Raw genomic sequence first — 15,105 nt, 5'->3', positions numbered from 1 at the left:
CGGACACCCGCCCCGCGCACTTGACCCGCGTTTGACCTGCATCATGTCTCGAGAGGCATCGGCCCGCCACCATGGCGGAACAGCTTTCGCAGGACAGGTCCCATGACGCTCAGCCGCCAGACACCCGACACGGACACGCCGGACCTCCGCGTCCCGCTCGACACCGTATGCTATGTCATCGAGAAGGCGCGCGAGTTCGACGTCAAGACGGGGTCGTCCGATCCGGCGGCATCGCGGCTCGACGACGACGACATCGACGCCGCCGTGCTCGAGGATCGACCGTCCGACCCCGTCCGGCACGAGCTTCTCTCGGTCATCTCCGATCTCAACCACGGCGCGCAGATCGACCTCGTCGCCATCATGTGGCTCGGTCGCGCCGAAGGCCCCGACAGCTGGGACGAAGCCCGTCGCATGGCCGAGGAAGGGCACAACGACCGCACCGCGCAATACCTCGTGGGCACGCCGCTTCTGGGTGACTACCTGGAAGAAGGCCTGAACGTCATCGGCCTTTCCTGTGCCGACTACGTCGAGAACAACGTGTAACAGGGCTTGCATCGAATCCATATATCTGGAATTCTGGATATATGGATAAGACAAACAGCCTCGCCGCCCTCTCCGCCCTGTCCCAGGACGTTCGTCTCGACGCCTTCCGTCTGCTCGTCCAGGCCGGCGCCGAGGGCCTGCCTGCGGGCGAGATCGGCGACCGCCTGGGCGTCCGCCAGAACACGATGTCTTCCCACCTTTCGATCCTTCATCAGGCCGGCCTCGTGCGGAACCGCCGCGAGGGCCGGGGGATCCGCTATTTCGCCGACATGGAAGGCATGCGCGGGCTCCTTGGTTTCCTGATGGAAGACTGCTGCGGCGGTCGCTCCGAACTCTGCCAACCCGTCATCCAGGAAGTCGCCTGCTCCTGCTGAGATGCCTATCATGCGCGAACCCTACAACGTCCTCTTCCTCTGCACCGGCAACTCCGCCCGCTCGATCCTGGGCGAGGCGATCATGACCCGCGAGGGCGCAGGCCGCTTCCGCGGCTTCTCGGCCGGCTCGCGGCCCTCGGGCCAGCCGCACCCGTACGCCATCGACCTGCTCACACGTCTCGGCCACGACACCGCCTTCGCGCGCTCGAAAAGCTGGGACGAATTCGCCGGACCCGGAGCGCCGAAGATGGACTTCATCTTCACCGTCTGCGACCAGGCGGCGGCCGAGGAATGCCCCTACTGGCCCGGCCATCCGATGTCGGCGCACTGGGGCCTGCCAGATCCCGCCGCAGCGACCGGGACCGAGGCGGAACGCCGTCTCGCCTTCTCCGACACCTACCGGATGCTGCGCAACCGGATCACCGCCTTCGTGAACCTGCCGACCGAGTCGCTCGACAAGGCCTCGCTGCGCGCCCGACTGGCCGAGATCGGCCGCGACACCACGCCCGCCCCGACCGAATGACCGACACGCCCCGCCGACTGGTGGCCGAAGCGCTCGGCACTGCCCTCCTCGTCGCGACCGTCGTCGGTTCGGGCATCATGGCCGACGCGCTCTCCGCCGACGACGCCGTCTCGCTTCTCGGCAACACGATCCCCACGGGAGCGATCCTGATCGTCCTCATCACCATCCTCGGCCCCGTCTCGGGCGCGCACTTCAACCCCGCCGTGACGCTTGTCTTCGCCGCCCGCCGTGACCTCGCCCCAGGCCTCGCCCTGGCCTACGTCGCCGCCCAGATCGCGGGCGGTATCGCCGGCAGCCTTCTCGCGCACGCCATGTTCGAACTGCCCATGCTCCAGATCTCGACCCGCGCGCGCACCGACGCCGGCCAATGGATCGCCGAGGTCGTCGCGACCTTCGGCCTGCTCCTGACGATCCTCGGCGGCCTGCGCCACCGCGCCGACGCGGTCCCGTGGCTCGTCGGCCTCTACATCAGCGCAGCCTACTGGTTCACCGCCTCGACCAGCTTCGCCAATCCCGCCGTCGCCATCGCCCGCGGCCTGTCGGACACCTTCGCCGGGATCCGTCCCGCCGACGTGCCCGCCTTCGTTCTGGCCGAGATCGCAGGCGCGCTCCTCGCCGCCGCCCTCGGGGGGTGGCTCTTCGTGCCCGACCGCAACGCGCCCCGGTGACGGGCCGGGCACACGCCCTTTCCAACCCGGCCATTCTCCTGTATGGCCCGCCAATCTGAGACGTGACGCTACGGACCCCGGCGAACGCGAAGGATAGGGGTCGGCGGCAATGGGGCCGCCATTTCAACGGGACGCTGTGGAACGCCGCGCGATCCCAGACAGGATGTCAAGATGTTCAAGGAAATCAAGAAATCGATCCAGTGGGGCGAAGAAACGCTGACACTGGAAACGGGCAAGGTCGCCCGCCAGGCCGACGGATCGGTCATCGCCACCTACGGCGAAACCTCCGTCATGGCCAACGTCACCTTCGCCAAGGAAGCCAAGCCCGACCAGGACTTCTTCCCGCTGACGGTGCACTACAACGAGAAATACTACGCCGCCGGCAAGATCCCCGGAGGCTTCTTCAAGCGCGAGGCCCGTCCGACCGAGAAGGAGACGCTGACCTCCCGCCTGATCGACCGTCCGATCCGGCCGCTTTTCGCGCCCGGCTTCAAGAACGAAGTCCTCGTGATCTGCACCGTGCTGTCGCATGACCTGGTCAACGATCCCGACGTCGTCGCCATGATCGCGGCGTCGGCCGCCCTGACGATCTCTGGCGTGCCCTTCATGGGTCCGATCGCCGGCTGCCGCATCGGCTTCGAGGACGGCGACTACGTCCTGAACCCGACCGTCGACGACATGCACCAGCTTCGCAACAATCCCGACCAGCGCCTCGACCTCGTGGTCGCCGGCACCAAGGACGCGGTGATGATGGTGGAATCGGAGGCCTACGAGCTCTCCGAGGCCGAGATGCTGGGCGCGGTCAACTTCGCGCACGAGCAGATCCAGCCCGTGATCGACCTCATCATCGACCTCGCGGAAGACGCGGCGAAAGAGCCGTTCGACTTCCAGGCTCCGGACTACTCGGCGCTCTACAACGCCGTGAAGGCCGCCGGCGAGGACAAGATGCGCGCCGCCTACGCCATCACCGACAAGCAGAAGCGCGTCGCGGCGGTGTCCGAGGCCCGTGAAGCCGTCAAGGCGTCGCTCTCGGAAGAGCAACTCGCCGACAAGAACCTCGGTTCGGCCTTCAAGAAGCTCGAATCCGCAGTCCTGCGCGGCGACGTCGTCAAGAACGGTCGCCGCATCGACGGCCGCGCGCTCGATCAGGTTCGCCCGATCGTCTGCGAAACCGGGCTTCTGCCCCGGACCCACGGCTCGGCGCTGTTCACCCGCGGCGAAACGCAGGGCCTCGTGGTCACCACGCTCGGCACCGGCGACGACGAGCAGATGATCGACGCGCTGAACGGCACGTATCGCTCGAACTTCCTCCTGCACTACAACTTCCCGCCCTACTCGGTCGGTGAAGTGGGTCGCTTCGGACCGCCGGGCCGGCGCGAGATCGGACACGGCAAGCTCGCCTGGCGCGCGCTCCAGGCCGTCCTGCCCTCGACGACCGACTTCCCCTACACGATCCGCCTCGTCTCCGAGATCACGGAATCGAACGGCTCCTCGTCCATGGCTTCGGTCTGCGGCGGGTCGCTCTCGATGATGGACGCGGGCGTGCCGATCAAGGCCGCCGTCGCAGGCGTCGCAATGGGCCTCGTGCTCGAGGACGACGGCTCCTATGCGGTGCTGACCGACATCCTCGGCGACGAGGATCACCTCGGCGACATGGACTTCAAGGTCGCCGGCACCGAGAAGGGCATCACCTCGCTCCAGATGGACATCAAGGTCCAGGGCATCACGCCCGCGATCATGGAGGAGGCGCTCGCACAGGCCAAGACCGGTCGTCTCCACATCCTGGGCGAGATGAACAAGGCCAAGGCCGAGACCGGCGACTTCTCGGTCCACGCACCCCGCATCGAGACGATGACCATCCCGACCGACAAGATCCGTGAAGTGATCGGCTCGGGCGGCAAGGTCATCCGCGAGATCGTCGAGGTCTCGGGCGCCAAGGTCGACATCAACGACGACGGCGTCATCAAGATCGCCAGCGCCAACGGCGATGCCATCCAGAAGGCCTACGACATGATCTACTCGATCGTGGCCGAGCCCGAGGAAGGCAAGGTCTACAAGGGCAAGGTCGTGAAGATCGTCGACTTCGGCGCCTTCGTGAACTTCTTCGGCAAGCGCGACGGCCTCGTCCACGTCAGCCAGATCGAGAACAAGCGCCTGAACCATCCTTCCGACGTCCTGAAGGAAGGCCAGGAGGTCTGGGTGAAACTTCTCGGCTTCGACGACCGCGGCAAGGTCCGCCTCGCGATGAAGATGGTCGACCAGACGACAGGCGAAGAGCTCTCGAAAGAAATGCAGGAAGAAGCGGCCGACTGAGGCGCTTTCTCCTCCGATCACTCAGGGCCTCGGCGGAAACGCCGGGGCCTTTTTGTTTTGCGGCGCTGGACGTGGGTCAATGACCGCGATGCGGACGAAGCGGACATTGCACATTGACTAACTCTTTCATCGCTCACATCTTCGAACTGTGAAAAGGTTGATCATCTCAGCAGTAGCTTCAGCATACCTGATTCCGTCTGTGGGTTTCGCCGACAATGAAAAAGCACCGGAGTTTCTCAGCTTCGGGAGGCCCTTCAGTGAACAAAGCGAAAAGCTGAGTGCACGAGAACTTCAGCGATATGAGCGAGCTCTTGGTAAGTTCCAGCGTGTTGACGATTGCGTAGAAAAAACTGAAGCAACACTAGATTTCGGACTGTCACAGATGCGCTGGAATGAGCTGAATACACTTGAGAAAGTGAATTTATGTGTTTTTCGGCCGGCGGCGGAGCTCAACAGCTACGAAAGGATGCTCAAATGGTTCAATTCAAATGGGTTCAAGGCGATCTCGACTAAACGGCCACAAAGCGTCATGAGGTTTTACCAACATGATAGTGACGGCATCTTGGTGAGCGCTACCGCACCCATAGATGGCCCAATTAGAGTGGGGCTTCTGGACCGGTTGCTGGCTCACAGCGTTTCCGTGGGTGTTACGCTTACTTCAGATGGCAAGCCTCTAGGCGTCAACACAACCATCACAAGAAAGTAGTTTCAGCACCAAGATATCGTCGGTATGGGCTCAAAGCTGACGTTAGCTACGCGTACGAACGTTTCCGGGGCGCCAAGGTCGGCTGTGCGGACGAAGCGGACATTGATCAGATCAGCACTGTCTAAATACTTAGTAAATTTCTTGATCTTCATCCCTCAGTGAACGGTCGAAAATAATCTCGCAAACTCAATTATGGATTCGATGTTTTCTTCCATCGCAATTGGGTCGGGTCCGTCCTTGCGCATTTCCTCGACAAAGTCGTCAATTCTGTAGGCCGTCTCATGAACTCGTACGAACGTTTCAGTTATATTTCCTAGGAAGAGACGATTATTTCCCGAAATTTTCTGATAGGCCTTGAGCAGAATGTCGCCAGCGAACTGGGTCTCACAGTAATAGATAGCGGACAATGCAACATCTATTACGTCCTCATCCCTCGTGGCGCTGTCGATGCGCGCGATCACCTCATCTTCAGTAAGTGGCTCAGGAATTACATACTCCACTAGCTCACCATAGCAGAACTCTTCTCGTAGGGTAAGTTGATGCTTCCAGCCAGCTAAGGGCTCAAAGCTGCCCTTCGCTGCTGCGCAGAAGAAAGCGACTGCACTCCCTTCAGCCGAGATCCCCTCCTTCACCCTCACTCAGTCGCCCCTAACAAACCCCACCGCCCGCTTCATCCCATCCCGCGAACCCGCTCCATCCACCGACGCAATACCGACGTGATACCGACGCGATACCGAAGGTCCCGGGAGCGCCATTTCCCTTCATTTGCTGGCATTAACGTATGTCCCCGACGCAGCCGCACCGGCGTTGCGTCAGAACGGTACCTGCGACCGGAACGTCATCCCCACGCCCCCGTCCGGATGGCGGAACTTCAGGCTCTCGGAATGCAGCATCAGCCGTGGGAAGTCCCTCACCCAACCCTCGGCATAGAAGGGATCGCCCAGGATCGGATGACCGAGCGTCAGCATGTGGACCCGCAGCTGGTGCGACCGCCCAGTCTTGGGGAAAAGCCTGACACGCGTCTCGTTCTCGCCCACCTTCAGGACCCGCCAGTCGGTCACGGCGGGACGCCCGTTCTCGTGGTCGACGTGCTGCCTCGGCCGGTTCGGCCAGTCGACCCCGATCGGCAGGTCCACCGTCCCCGTCTTCTCGGCGATGCGCCCCGCCACACGGGCCACATAGGCCTTTCTTACATGGCGTTTCTCGAACTGAAGCCCCAGGTGCCGCTGCGCGTGCGGGGTCAGCGCAAAGACCATGACGCCCGAGGTATCCCGGTCCAGACGATGCACCAGAAGCGCCGTCGGAAACACTGCCTGCGCCCGTGTCAGCAGGCAGTCCGCCAGGTGCTCGCCCTTGCCGGGCACCGACAGCAGCCCTTGCGGCTTGACCACCACAAGGACCTCGTGGTCGTGGTGCAGCACCTCCAGCGGCACGTCCGGCGGATCGTAGGCGTCGCTCACCGCTGCGGCACGCCGTCCGCGATGTCGTAGTAGTCGCCCTTGTCGGCGGTGAAGATGTGCTTCTCCAGCCGCAGCCCCGTCGGCCCGTCGATGGCGCCGAGCGCGAAGGACACGTGATCGTCAGCCTCGCCCTTCCAGAACAGGAAAGACCCGCAGGTCGGACAGAACCCCCGCCGCGCCTTCTCCGACGCGCGGAACCACCGAACCTCGCCCTCGACCGAAAGGTCCGCGTCCGGCACGTGAGCCGACGACCAGACGTGCCCCGACTGCTTGCGGCACTGCCCGCAATGGCAGACGGACGTCCCTTGAGGCGTGCCCCTGACGGTGAAGCGGACAGCTCCGCAAAGGCAACTGCCCCCGATCATGCCAGCCTCCCGAAGACCTGTGCCAGAAGGCGTTCCATGCCCTCCGCATCCTCGCGCGTAAAGGCGTCAGGCAGATCGCTGTCGATGTCGAAGACCGCGATCAGCGCGCCCTTGCCATCATGGACGGGCAGGACCAGTTCGGATCTGGTGGACGACGCGCAGGCGATGTGACCTGGAAAGGCGTCGACGTCGGGGACGAGTTGCACCTCGCCCGTCCGCGCACAGGCCCCGCAGACGCCCTTGTCGAAGGGAATGACGAGGCAGCCGTGCCCGCCCTGGTAGGGGCCGATCTTCAGGAGGTCGGGCGACACCACGCGATAGAATCCCGTCCAGTCGAAGCGGTCGTCGGCGTGATGCACCTCGCAGGCGACCGTCGCCATAAGCGCGATGGCGTCATCCTCGCCCTCGGCCACCGCCGCCAGGCGTCCGGCCAACTCCCTGTAGTCCACGCGCAGCCCGCCGGCGTCTTTTGGCATGAGGGTCCCCGCTTACAGATTGGTAACGCCTGTCCCTTAGTGTGCCTCAACCCGCATGTGAAGGAGTTTGCGATGCATATGACAGCCACCGAGATCGGCCCCGCCCTGGTCGTGGCCGTAGGCGATCGTCGCATCGACGCCGCCGTCGCCGTGCGGTTCAAGGACAAGATGCTGGAACTGACGAAGCATCCCGCGGACCGCGTCATCCTCGACCTCGGCAACGTCGACTTCCTCGATTCCAGCGGTCTTGGCGCGGTCGTGGGCTCGATGAAACAACTCGGTCGGACCCGTCACCTCGACCTCGCCGCCATGACGCCGACGGTCGAAAAGGTCTTCCGCATCACCCGCATGGACCGCGTCTTCCGCATCTTCCCCACCGTCGACGCGGCGTTGGAGGACAAGGCGGATGCCTGACGACGCCCTGGGCCACGGCACGACGGACCTGCCGGGACAGCCCGCGTCGCAGTCGGGCATCGTCGCGGACGAGGTTTTCAAGGCCGACTTCCGGTGGGTTCGGCGCGGGGTGCAAACCCTTATCCACACCCTCTCGACTCAGGGCATCTTGCCCGGCGACCTCGGCACTGTCGAAATCGTCGTGGCGGAAGTTCTGAACAACATCGTCGAACATGCCTACCCCGAAGGGGCGCCAGGCGAGATCCGCGTGATCGTCCGCAGGCGGTCCAGCAGCCTGATGGTCGAAATTCGCGACCGGGGACGTCCGATGCCCAAGGGCCGCGCGCCGCTCGGCAACCATCCGATGGTCGAGTTCAACCCGAACGACGCCATGCCGGAGGGTGGCTATGGCTGGTTTTTGATCCGCGAACTGGTGAGAGACCTCGTTTACGACCGCAAGGAGGACGAGAACATCCTGTTCTTCCGGGTCGCTCTCGGCAAACCTACGCCGACCTGATGTATACATAACGCGCCGAAACGCCCCCAGAGTTGCCTCCTAACCCTACGATCCGTATACACGGCTCCGAGGGGGAGATTCGACAGAAATGGCCGACGGCGCGACAAGGCAGTCCGAACGGGCTCTGCAGAGCCTCCGCAGCCTCGTGCTGAACGGCGACTTCGCCCCGGGCGAGCGGCTGTCCGAACCCGTCCTGTCCGAGCTCCTCGGTATCTCACGCACCCCCCTGCGGGAGGCCAAGGCCAAGCTGATGGAGGAGGGGCTTCTCGAGCCCGTCGCCGGCGGCTTCCGCGTCGCCCGCTTCTCGATGCAGGACATCTCGGATGCGATCGAGACGCGTGGCTCCCTGGAAGGCCTCGCCGCCCGACTTGCGGCCGAGCGGGGCGTATCCGATGCCGACGCGCGCGCCTGCGCCGACATCCTCGACGCGCTTGACGGCGCACTCGCCGCCCCCGGCACCGACTTCGATGCCTACGTCCTGTGGAACTCACGCTTCCACGACTGGCTGGCGCAGGCCCCCGGCAGCCCCATCGTCGCCCGCGAGGTCGCACGTGCCGCGCGCCTCCCTCTCGCAAGTCCAAGCGCTTTCCTGCGCGGACAAGAGGACCGGCCGGAATTTTTAGCGTCGCTCGTCATCGCCCAGGATCAGCACCGCGTCATCCTGGAAGCGATCCGCGCCCGCGAAGGCGCCCGCGCCGAGGCCGCCGCCCGCGAACATGCCCGCCAGGCCCGCCGCAATCTGAAATACGCCATTGAAAGCAAGGCCGACCTCGCCCGCCGCATCCCCGGCCTGGCGCTGGTCACGGCCGACTGAGAACCCGAAAGCCCCCGAGGAGGAAGCCCATGCAAAGCCTGTCCACAGTGATGGAAAATCACAAGAACCCCGTCGAGATGCTGCGCAACAGCAAGATCGGCATGTACGTCTATCCCGTCGTCACGCCCGAGTTCCGCAACTGGCGCGTCGAGCAGGAAGCCTGGCGCAAGACCGCCGTCCTCTTCGACCAGTCGCACCACATGGACGAGCTGATCGTCGAAGGCCCGGATGCCGAGAAATTCCTGTCGCACCACGGCGTCAACGCCTTCGGCAACTTCGGCCTGAACCGTGCCAAACACTTCGTACCGGTCACGCCGGCGGGTCACGTCATCGGCGACCACATCATCTTCCGCGAGCGCGAGGACAAGTTCATCCTCGTCGGCCGCGCCCCCGTCTCCAACTGGCTTCAATTCTGCGCCGCCTGGGGCAAATGGAACGTGCGGATCAAGCATGACCCCCGCTCCACCTCGCGCCCCGAGGGCGAGCGCGTGCTGCGCACCCACTACCGCTTCCAGATCCAGGGTCCCGACGCGCCCAAGGTGTTCGAGAAAATGAACGGCGGTCCGGTCCCCGACATCCCGTTCTTCCACGTCGACACCGTCAGTATCGGCTCGAAGAAGGTGCAGGCGCTCCGCCACGGCATGTCCGGCGCCCCCGGCCTCGAAGTCTGGGGCCCCTACGACGACAAGCACTACATCCACTCGACGATCCTTCAGGCGGCCAGCGACGCCGGCGTCGATCTTGTCCAGTGCGGCAGCCGCGCCTATTCGACCAATACGCTGGAATCCGGCTGGATTCCGTCCCCGCTCCCCGGCATCTACACCGGCGACGGGATGCTGGCCGACTACCGGGACTGGCTCGGCGCCGACAGCTACGAGGCCGCTGGCGCCATAGGCGGCAGCTTCGTGTCGGACGACATCGAGGACTATTACGTCAACCCGTTCGAGTTGGGCTACGGCTTCTACATCGGTTGGAAAAAGGACGACTTCATCGGCAAGGACGCCCTCGCCGCGATGAAGGACGCGCCCTCGAACCGCAAGAAGGTCACCTTCGAGTGGAACAAGGAAGATGTCCTCAAGGTCATCGCCTCGGCCTTCGAGGAAGGCACGCCCTACAAGTGGATCGACTTCCCGCAGCCGAACTACGCGTCGTCGACCGCCGACATGGTGATGAGCGGCGACAAGATGGTCGGCATGAGCATGTTCAACGGCTACTCGTTCAACGAACGCTGCATGCTGTCGCTCGGCGTGGTGAGCCAGGACGTTCAGGAAGGCGACGTGCTGACGCTCCGGTGGGGCGAGTCCGACGACACCGCCAAGACCTCGGCCGAGAAGCACAAGCAGGCCGAGATTCGGGTGCGCGTGTCGCCCACGCCCTACGCGAAAGAGGCGCGCGAGAGCTACGCCGACAGTTGGCGATCGCGCTGACCCACATCGGGCGCGCCGGGTCTTCCGGCGCGTCCTCACTTCCGGCATGGTGCCTCCGGGAGGGGCCGCCATGAGACCATCAGCGACGCGATGACCGTGCTCCGCCGCGCCGCCGATGCGCTGACCCGCCTCGCCGCGACCATCGGCGCGCTGGCCCTCCTGGTCGAGGTCGGCGTGATCCTCGTCGACGTCATCGGCCGCGCCTTCGGCCATCCGCTTTTCGGCTCGCAGGACCTCGTGACCATGACGATGGTGATCCTCGTCTTCGGCGGCATGACGCTCTGCGACCGCAATGGCGGGCACATCGCCGTCGACTTGCTCGAGCCGCGTTTCTCCCCGACGCTGAACCGGGTGATCGACGTTGCCTCCGCGATCCTCGGTGCAGTGATCTTCGTCTTCATCGCCTGGGCCGTCTGGGAAAGCGCGAAACTCAGCCAGATGCTGAACCTCTCGACGAACCTCCTTCGGCTGCCGAAGGCATGGTTCCAGTGGGCGCTGATCGCCTTCGTCCTCCTCGCCGCAGTCGGCATGGCCCTGCGCGCGGCGGAACTGGCGCTTCGCCGCCACGATGTCCGGAAAGAACCGCTGTGAGCGGGGGCGTCATCGGCACGCTCGGCATCGTCGTGCTTCTGGTCCTGCTGCTGGCCCGCGTTCCGGTGGCCTTTGCAATGTTCCTCGTGGGGTTCCTGGGCATCTGGGCGCTGAACGGCTGGAACGCGGCCATGGGGCTCCTGGGGTCCGAGACCTTCACCCTCGCGTCCAACCCCGAGCTCGTCGTCATTCCCCTCTTCATCCTCATGGGCAACGTGGCCAGCGCATCAGGGATGAGCCGCAAGCTCTATGATGCGGCTTACGCCATGATCGGCCAGGTGCGCGGCGGCCTCGCCTCGGCCACCGTCATCGGCTGTGGCGGCTTCGCGGCGCTCTCGGGCTCGTCGGTCGCCTCGGCGCTGACCATGGGCAAGGTGTCCCTGGGCGAAATGGACCGCTTCGGGTACGACGACCGGCTGTCGACCGGCGTCATCGCGGCAGGCGGCACGCTCGGCATCCTGATCCCACCCTCGACCGGCTTCGTCATCTACGCGATCCTGACCGAGCAATCCATCGGGCGGCTGTTCCTCGCCGGCGTGCTGCCTGGCTTGCTGCTGCTGGCAGCCTTCGTCCTGACGATCACGCTGCTCTGCTGGCGTCGGCCCGAGCTTGGCCCGCCCGGACCCTCCACCACCGCAGCCGAGAAGTTGCGCTCGATCCTCGGCGCCGGACCGATCCTCGTCGTCGTCCTAGTCACCATCGGAGGCATCTATGGCGGCTTCTTCTCGCCGGTCGAGGCGGCGGGCGTCGGCGCAGGCATGGTCGTCGTCTATGGTTTCGCCACCGGCACACTAGGTCTTCAAGCCTTCTGGCAGGCATCACGCGAAAGCATCGTCACCACCGCGACGGTCATGCTGATCCTGATCGCCGCCCACGTCCTCAATCCCTTCATCGCGCTGTCGCAAATCCCCGCCTCGGTCGGAGCCTTCCTGACCGCCCTCGACCTGCCCCCGACGGCGACGCTTCTGCTGATCCTCGCCGTCTACATGGTGCTCGGCTGTTTCCTCGAAGGCTTCGCGATGCTGGTGCTGACCCTTCCGATCTTCTTCCCGGTCATCCTGCAACTGGGAATCGACCCGATCTGGTTCGGCGTCCTTGTCGTCCTGACGCTGGAAATGGGGCTGATCTCGCCGCCCGTCGGCCTGAACGTGTTCATCGTGAAGTCGGTCGCCCCCCAGGTGCCCCTGGGCCGCATCTTCCGCGGCGTCCTGCCGTTCTGGTTCGCCATGCTGGTGACGCTGGCGATCCTCGTGGCCTTCCCGGCGATCTCGCTGATCTTGCCGACGACGATGTTCGGCTGAGGTTCAGACCGCTTCCAGCGCGATCGCGATCCCCTGCCCCACACCGATGCACATGGTGGCAAGCGCGCGCTTGCCGCCGCTCAGCGACATCTCCAGCGCCGCCGTGCCCGCCAGCCGAGCTCCCGACATGCCAAGCGGATGCCCAAGGGCTATGGCCCCACCGTTCGGGTTCACGCGGGGGTCGTCATCGGCAATTCCGAGCTGGCGCAGAGTGGCAAGGCCCTGGCTCGCGAAGGCCTCGTTCAGTTCCACCACGTCCAGGTCGGCGACGCTCCACCCCAGGCGGTCGAGCAGCTTCTGCGAGGCGGGCGCCGGCCCGATCCCCATGATGCGCGGAGACACCCCCGCCGTCGCACCGCCGACCACACGCGCGATTGGCGTCAGACCATGACGCCGGGCGGCCGCCTCGGACGCGACGATCAAGGCCGCTGCGCCATCATTCACGCCGCTCGCGTTGCCCGCCGTGACGGAACCGTTCTCACGGAACGGCGTCGGCAACTTCGCCAGCGCCTCGACAGTCGTGTCGGGACGGGGATGCTCGTCCTCGGACACCACCACAGTCTCGCCCTTCCGTTGCGGGATCGACACCGGCACGATTTCCCGCGCCAGCCGTCCGCTCTCCATCGCGCGGCCCGCCTTCTGCTGCGACCGGATCGCAAAGGCGTCCTGGTCGGCGCGCGAGATGCCGAATTCCTCGGCTACGTTCTCGCCCGTCTCGGGCATGGAATCGATGCCGTAAGCCTTCTTCATCGCCGGGTTCACGAAGCGCCAGCCGATGGTCGTGTCGAAAATCTCGGCGTTCCGCGAGAAAGCGCTCGTCGCCTTCGGCATCACGAAGGGCGCGCGGCTCATGCTCTCGACGCCGCCTGCGACGCTCATCTCGATCTCGCCCGCCATGATGGCACGCGCCACGTCCAGCACGGCATTCATACCCGAGCCGCACAGCCGGTTCACCGTCGCGCCCGGAACGGTCTCGGGCCAGCCAGCAAGCAAGAGCGACATCCGCGCGACGTTGCGGTTGTCCTCGCCCGCCTGGTTCGCGCAGCCGAAGATCACCTCCTCGACGGCAGCGAGGTCGAGCGAGGGGTTCCGCTCCGCCAGCGCCCGCAACGGGATCGCCCCCAGATCGTCGGCCCGGACCGAGGACAGCGCGCCCCCGAACCGACCGATCGGCGTGCGGACATAGTCGCAGATGAAGGCGTCGGTCATGGGATCTCCGGAACGGTCAGGTCGGCCAGGGGGCCGGGGGTGTGCAGCGTCGCGCCGGTCATCGACTGAAGCTCTTCCATCGACAGCCCGGGCACCTTCTCGCGCAGGACGAATTGGCCATCCTCGATGTCGACGACGGCGAGCGAGGTATAGACACGGCTGATGCAGGCGACGCCGGTCAGCGGAAAGGTGCAGCGCTCGACCAGCTTGGGCTCGCCGTCCCGGGTGACGTGTTCGGTCACGACAGCGACGCGCTTCGCTCCATGCACCAGGTCCATCGCGCCGCCCACGGCAGGCACGCCCTTCGATCCCACGCGCCAGTTGGCCAGGTCACCGCTCTCGGCCACCTGCAAGGCTCCCAGAATGGCAACATCCAGATGCCCGCCCCGCACCATGGCGAAGCTGTCGGCGTGGTGGAAGAACGATGCGCCGGGCTTCAGGGTGATCGCCTTCTTTCCGGCGTTGATGAGGTCCCAGTCCTCCTCGCCCTCGGGCGGCGCATCGCCGAACCCCAGGACGCCGTTTTCGGTATGAAAGATCGCCTCGCGCCCAGGCGGCTGATAGCGGGCGACCATCTCGGGGAACCCGATCCCGAGGTTGACGTAGGCGCCGTCCTCGATGCCCTGAGCCGCGCGCCAGGCGATCTGCGTGTTCGTCAGCTTCTCCCAAGTCATGCGTAGGCCTCGCCCGCACGGATCATCTGTTCCTCCTGCCGTGGGTCCGCGACCTCGACCACGCCGTCGACGAATATTCCAGGGGTCACCACCTGCTCGGGGTCGATGTCCCCCGGCGGAACGATGCGGCTGACCTGCGCGATGGTGGTGGCCGCCGCCATGCACATCAGCGGATTGAAGTTCCGCGAGGCATAGCGATAGGTCAGGTTCCCGTGGGCGTCGCCCAGATGAGCCTTCACGATCGCGACGTCGGCCTTCAGCCAGCGCTCCTGAACGTAGGACGCGCCGTCGAACTCGGCCACCGGCTTGCCCTCGGCCAGCTCGGTCCCGAAGCCCGTCGGCGTATAGAATGCCGGGATGCCCGCGCCCCCCGCCCGGATGCGTTCCGCCAGTGTGCCCTGGGGCACAAGCTCCAGCTCGATCTCGCCGGCGAGATACTTGTCGGTGAATGCGCGCGGATCCGACGACTTCGGAAACGAGCACACCATCTTCCTCACCATTCCCGCGTCGATCATGGCCGCGATGCCGACACGTCCGTTGCCCGCGTTGTTGTTGACCACCGTCAGGTCGCCCGGACTGCCGGTCGCGCGATATCGGTCGATCAGAGCGTGGATCAACTCGATAGGCGACCCGGACCCTCCGAAGCCGCCGATCATCAGGACACTTCCGTCGGCGATCCCGGAAACGGCCTCGGCGGGCGATGCGATTGTCTTGTCCATGAACGTCTCCCTGCCGACGGTTCTAACGCCAC

General features: G+C 65.0%; 19 protein-coding genes. 12 read left to right on the top strand and 7 right to left on the bottom strand.

The annotated features are described in order from the left end of the window. The first annotated feature begins 102 nt into the window (after positions 1-102). From EF888_RS01310 to EF888_RS01285, 6 genes are all read left to right on the top strand, one after another. On the top strand, positions 103-543 hold the full coding sequence (locus tag EF888_RS01310; protein ID WP_109760522.1) for a DUF3775 domain-containing protein: 441 nt from the start codon (positions 103-105) through the stop codon (positions 541-543). Positions 544-584: 41 nt separating this feature from the next. Beyond that, complete coding sequence (locus EF888_RS01305; protein ID WP_109760523.1) at positions 585-917, top strand: ArsR/SmtB family transcription factor; 333 nt, start codon at positions 585-587, stop codon at positions 915-917. 10 nt (positions 918-927) lie between these two features. After that, on the top strand, positions 928-1,440 hold the full coding sequence (locus EF888_RS01300; RefSeq protein WP_109760665.1) for an arsenate reductase ArsC: 513 nt from the start codon (positions 928-930) through the stop codon (positions 1,438-1,440). After that, positions 1,437-2,108, top strand: coding sequence for an aquaporin (locus EF888_RS01295; protein WP_109760524.1), 672 nt, complete (start codon positions 1,437-1,439; stop codon positions 2,106-2,108). Before EF888_RS01300 ends, EF888_RS01295 begins: the two co-directional genes overlap by 4 nt. Before the next feature lie 171 nt (positions 2,109-2,279). Continuing rightward, a complete protein-coding gene (gene pnp, locus EF888_RS01290; protein WP_109760525.1) occupies positions 2,280-4,421 on the top strand; it encodes a polyribonucleotide nucleotidyltransferase in 2,142 nt (713 codons plus the stop codon). Between the two features lie 148 nt (positions 4,422-4,569). Beyond that, positions 4,570-5,127 carry a hypothetical protein gene (locus EF888_RS01285; protein ID WP_146203012.1) on the top strand — a complete coding sequence of 186 codons (558 nt, stop codon included), beginning with the start codon at positions 4,570-4,572 and terminating at the stop codon, positions 5,125-5,127. A 155-nt stretch (positions 5,128-5,282) separates the two neighbouring features. Here EF888_RS01285 and EF888_RS01280 read toward each other — a convergent pair whose 3' ends face one another. From EF888_RS01280 to EF888_RS01265, 4 genes are all read right to left on the bottom strand, one after another. Continuing rightward, a complete protein-coding gene (locus EF888_RS01280; RefSeq protein WP_126918453.1) occupies positions 5,283-5,765 on the bottom strand; it encodes a hypothetical protein in 483 nt (160 codons plus the stop codon). Positions 5,766-5,939: 174 nt separating this feature from the next. Beyond that, on the bottom strand, positions 5,940-6,587 hold the full coding sequence (locus EF888_RS01275) for a pseudouridine synthase (protein ID WP_109760527.1): 648 nt from the start codon (positions 6,585-6,587) through the stop codon (positions 5,940-5,942). Further along, entirely contained in the window at positions 6,584-6,952 is a 369-nt protein-coding gene (locus EF888_RS01270; protein ID WP_109760528.1) for a GFA family protein, read from the bottom strand. Before EF888_RS01270 ends, EF888_RS01275 begins: the two co-directional genes overlap by 4 nt. Beyond that, positions 6,949-7,407 (bottom strand): GAF domain-containing protein, encoded by a 459-nt coding sequence (locus tag EF888_RS01265; protein WP_109760666.1) that lies wholly within the window; start codon positions 7,405-7,407, stop codon positions 6,949-6,951. Before EF888_RS01265 ends, EF888_RS01270 begins: the two co-directional genes overlap by 4 nt. Positions 7,408-7,500: 93 nt before the next feature. Here EF888_RS01265 and EF888_RS01260 point away from each other — a divergent pair, with 93 nt between their 5' ends. The 6 genes from EF888_RS01260 (at position 7,501) to EF888_RS01235 (ending at position 12,471) form a co-directional block, all read left to right on the top strand. Continuing rightward, positions 7,501-7,842, top strand: a complete 342-nt coding sequence (locus tag EF888_RS01260; protein ID WP_109760529.1) for an STAS domain-containing protein — start codon at positions 7,501-7,503, stop codon at positions 7,840-7,842. After that, entirely contained in the window at positions 7,835-8,338 is a 504-nt protein-coding gene (locus EF888_RS01255; protein WP_109760530.1) for an ATP-binding protein, read from the top strand. Before EF888_RS01260 ends, EF888_RS01255 begins: the two co-directional genes overlap by 8 nt. A gap of 88 nt (positions 8,339-8,426) precedes the next feature. Further along, positions 8,427-9,152, top strand: a complete 726-nt coding sequence (locus EF888_RS01250; protein ID WP_109760531.1) for a GntR family transcriptional regulator — start codon at positions 8,427-8,429, stop codon at positions 9,150-9,152. Between the two features lie 29 nt (positions 9,153-9,181). After that, entirely contained in the window at positions 9,182-10,579 is a 1,398-nt protein-coding gene (ligM, locus tag EF888_RS01245) for a vanillate/3-O-methylgallate O-demethylase (protein ID WP_109760532.1), read from the top strand. Between the two features lie 90 nt (positions 10,580-10,669). Next, positions 10,670-11,170, top strand: coding sequence for a TRAP transporter small permease (locus EF888_RS01240; RefSeq protein WP_109760533.1), 501 nt, complete (start codon positions 10,670-10,672; stop codon positions 11,168-11,170). Beyond that, positions 11,167-12,471, top strand: coding sequence for a TRAP transporter large permease (locus EF888_RS01235; protein ID WP_109760534.1), 1,305 nt, complete (start codon positions 11,167-11,169; stop codon positions 12,469-12,471). The genes EF888_RS01240 and EF888_RS01235 overlap by 4 nt, the downstream gene beginning before the upstream one ends. Before the next feature lie 3 nt (positions 12,472-12,474). Here the strand turns inward: EF888_RS01235 and pcaF are convergent, their stop codons facing one another. Genes pcaF through EF888_RS01220 form a run of 3 tightly spaced genes read right to left on the bottom strand, consistent with a single transcriptional unit; the run spans position 12,475 to position 15,073 of the window. Next, on the bottom strand, positions 12,475-13,680 hold the full coding sequence (pcaF, locus tag EF888_RS01230) for a 3-oxoadipyl-CoA thiolase (RefSeq protein WP_109760535.1): 1,206 nt from the start codon (positions 13,678-13,680) through the stop codon (positions 12,475-12,477). Beyond that, a complete protein-coding gene (locus EF888_RS01225; protein WP_109760536.1) occupies positions 13,677-14,354 on the bottom strand; it encodes a CoA transferase subunit B in 678 nt (225 codons plus the stop codon). Before EF888_RS01225 ends, pcaF begins: the two co-directional genes overlap by 4 nt. Further along, positions 14,351-15,073 carry a 3-oxoacid CoA-transferase subunit A gene (locus tag EF888_RS01220; RefSeq protein ID WP_109760537.1) on the bottom strand — a complete coding sequence of 241 codons (723 nt, stop codon included), beginning with the start codon at positions 15,071-15,073 and terminating at the stop codon, positions 14,351-14,353. Before EF888_RS01220 ends, EF888_RS01225 begins: the two co-directional genes overlap by 4 nt. Positions 15,074-15,105: the final 32 nt, after the last annotated feature.

The sequence above is a fragment of the Silicimonas algicola genome, assembly GCF_003970735.1.
GTDB lineage: Bacteria > Pseudomonadota > Alphaproteobacteria > Rhodobacterales > Rhodobacteraceae > Silicimonas > Silicimonas algicola.
Note: the sequence above shows the minus strand (reverse complement) of the source record. Positions and strands in the feature narration are given on the sequence as shown.

Excerpts from the sequence above, each read along its gene's own strand:
- pcaF (WP_109760535.1), bottom strand. The coding sequence starts at position 13,680 with ATGACCGACGCCTTCATCTGCGACTATGTCCGCACGCCGATCGGTCGG.
- EF888_RS01255 (WP_109760530.1), top strand. The coding sequence starts at position 7,835 with ATGCCTGACGACGCCCTGGGCCACGGCACGACGGACCTGCCGGGACAG.
- EF888_RS01240 (WP_109760533.1), top strand. The coding sequence starts at position 10,670 with ATGACCGTGCTCCGCCGCGCCGCCGATGCGCTGACCCGCCTCGCCGCG.
- EF888_RS01260 (WP_109760529.1), top strand. The coding sequence starts at position 7,501 with ATGCATATGACAGCCACCGAGATCGGCCCCGCCCTGGTCGTGGCCGTA.
- pnp (WP_109760525.1), top strand. The coding sequence starts at position 2,280 with ATGTTCAAGGAAATCAAGAAATCGATCCAGTGGGGCGAAGAAACGCTG.
- EF888_RS01220 (WP_109760537.1), bottom strand. The coding sequence starts at position 15,073 with ATGGACAAGACAATCGCATCGCCCGCCGAGGCCGTTTCCGGGATCGCC.
- EF888_RS01295 (WP_109760524.1), top strand. The coding sequence starts at position 1,437 with ATGACCGACACGCCCCGCCGACTGGTGGCCGAAGCGCTCGGCACTGCC.
- EF888_RS01225 (WP_109760536.1), bottom strand. The coding sequence starts at position 14,354 with ATGACTTGGGAGAAGCTGACGAACACGCAGATCGCCTGGCGCGCGGCT.
- EF888_RS01250 (WP_109760531.1), top strand. The coding sequence starts at position 8,427 with ATGGCCGACGGCGCGACAAGGCAGTCCGAACGGGCTCTGCAGAGCCTC.
- EF888_RS01310 (WP_109760522.1), top strand. The coding sequence starts at position 103 with ATGACGCTCAGCCGCCAGACACCCGACACGGACACGCCGGACCTCCGC.
- EF888_RS01300 (WP_109760665.1), top strand. The coding sequence starts at position 928 with ATGCGCGAACCCTACAACGTCCTCTTCCTCTGCACCGGCAACTCCGCC.
- EF888_RS01270 (WP_109760528.1), bottom strand. The coding sequence starts at position 6,952 with ATGATCGGGGGCAGTTGCCTTTGCGGAGCTGTCCGCTTCACCGTCAGG.
- EF888_RS01305 (WP_109760523.1), top strand. The coding sequence starts at position 585 with ATGGATAAGACAAACAGCCTCGCCGCCCTCTCCGCCCTGTCCCAGGAC.
- ligM (WP_109760532.1), top strand. The coding sequence starts at position 9,182 with ATGCAAAGCCTGTCCACAGTGATGGAAAATCACAAGAACCCCGTCGAG.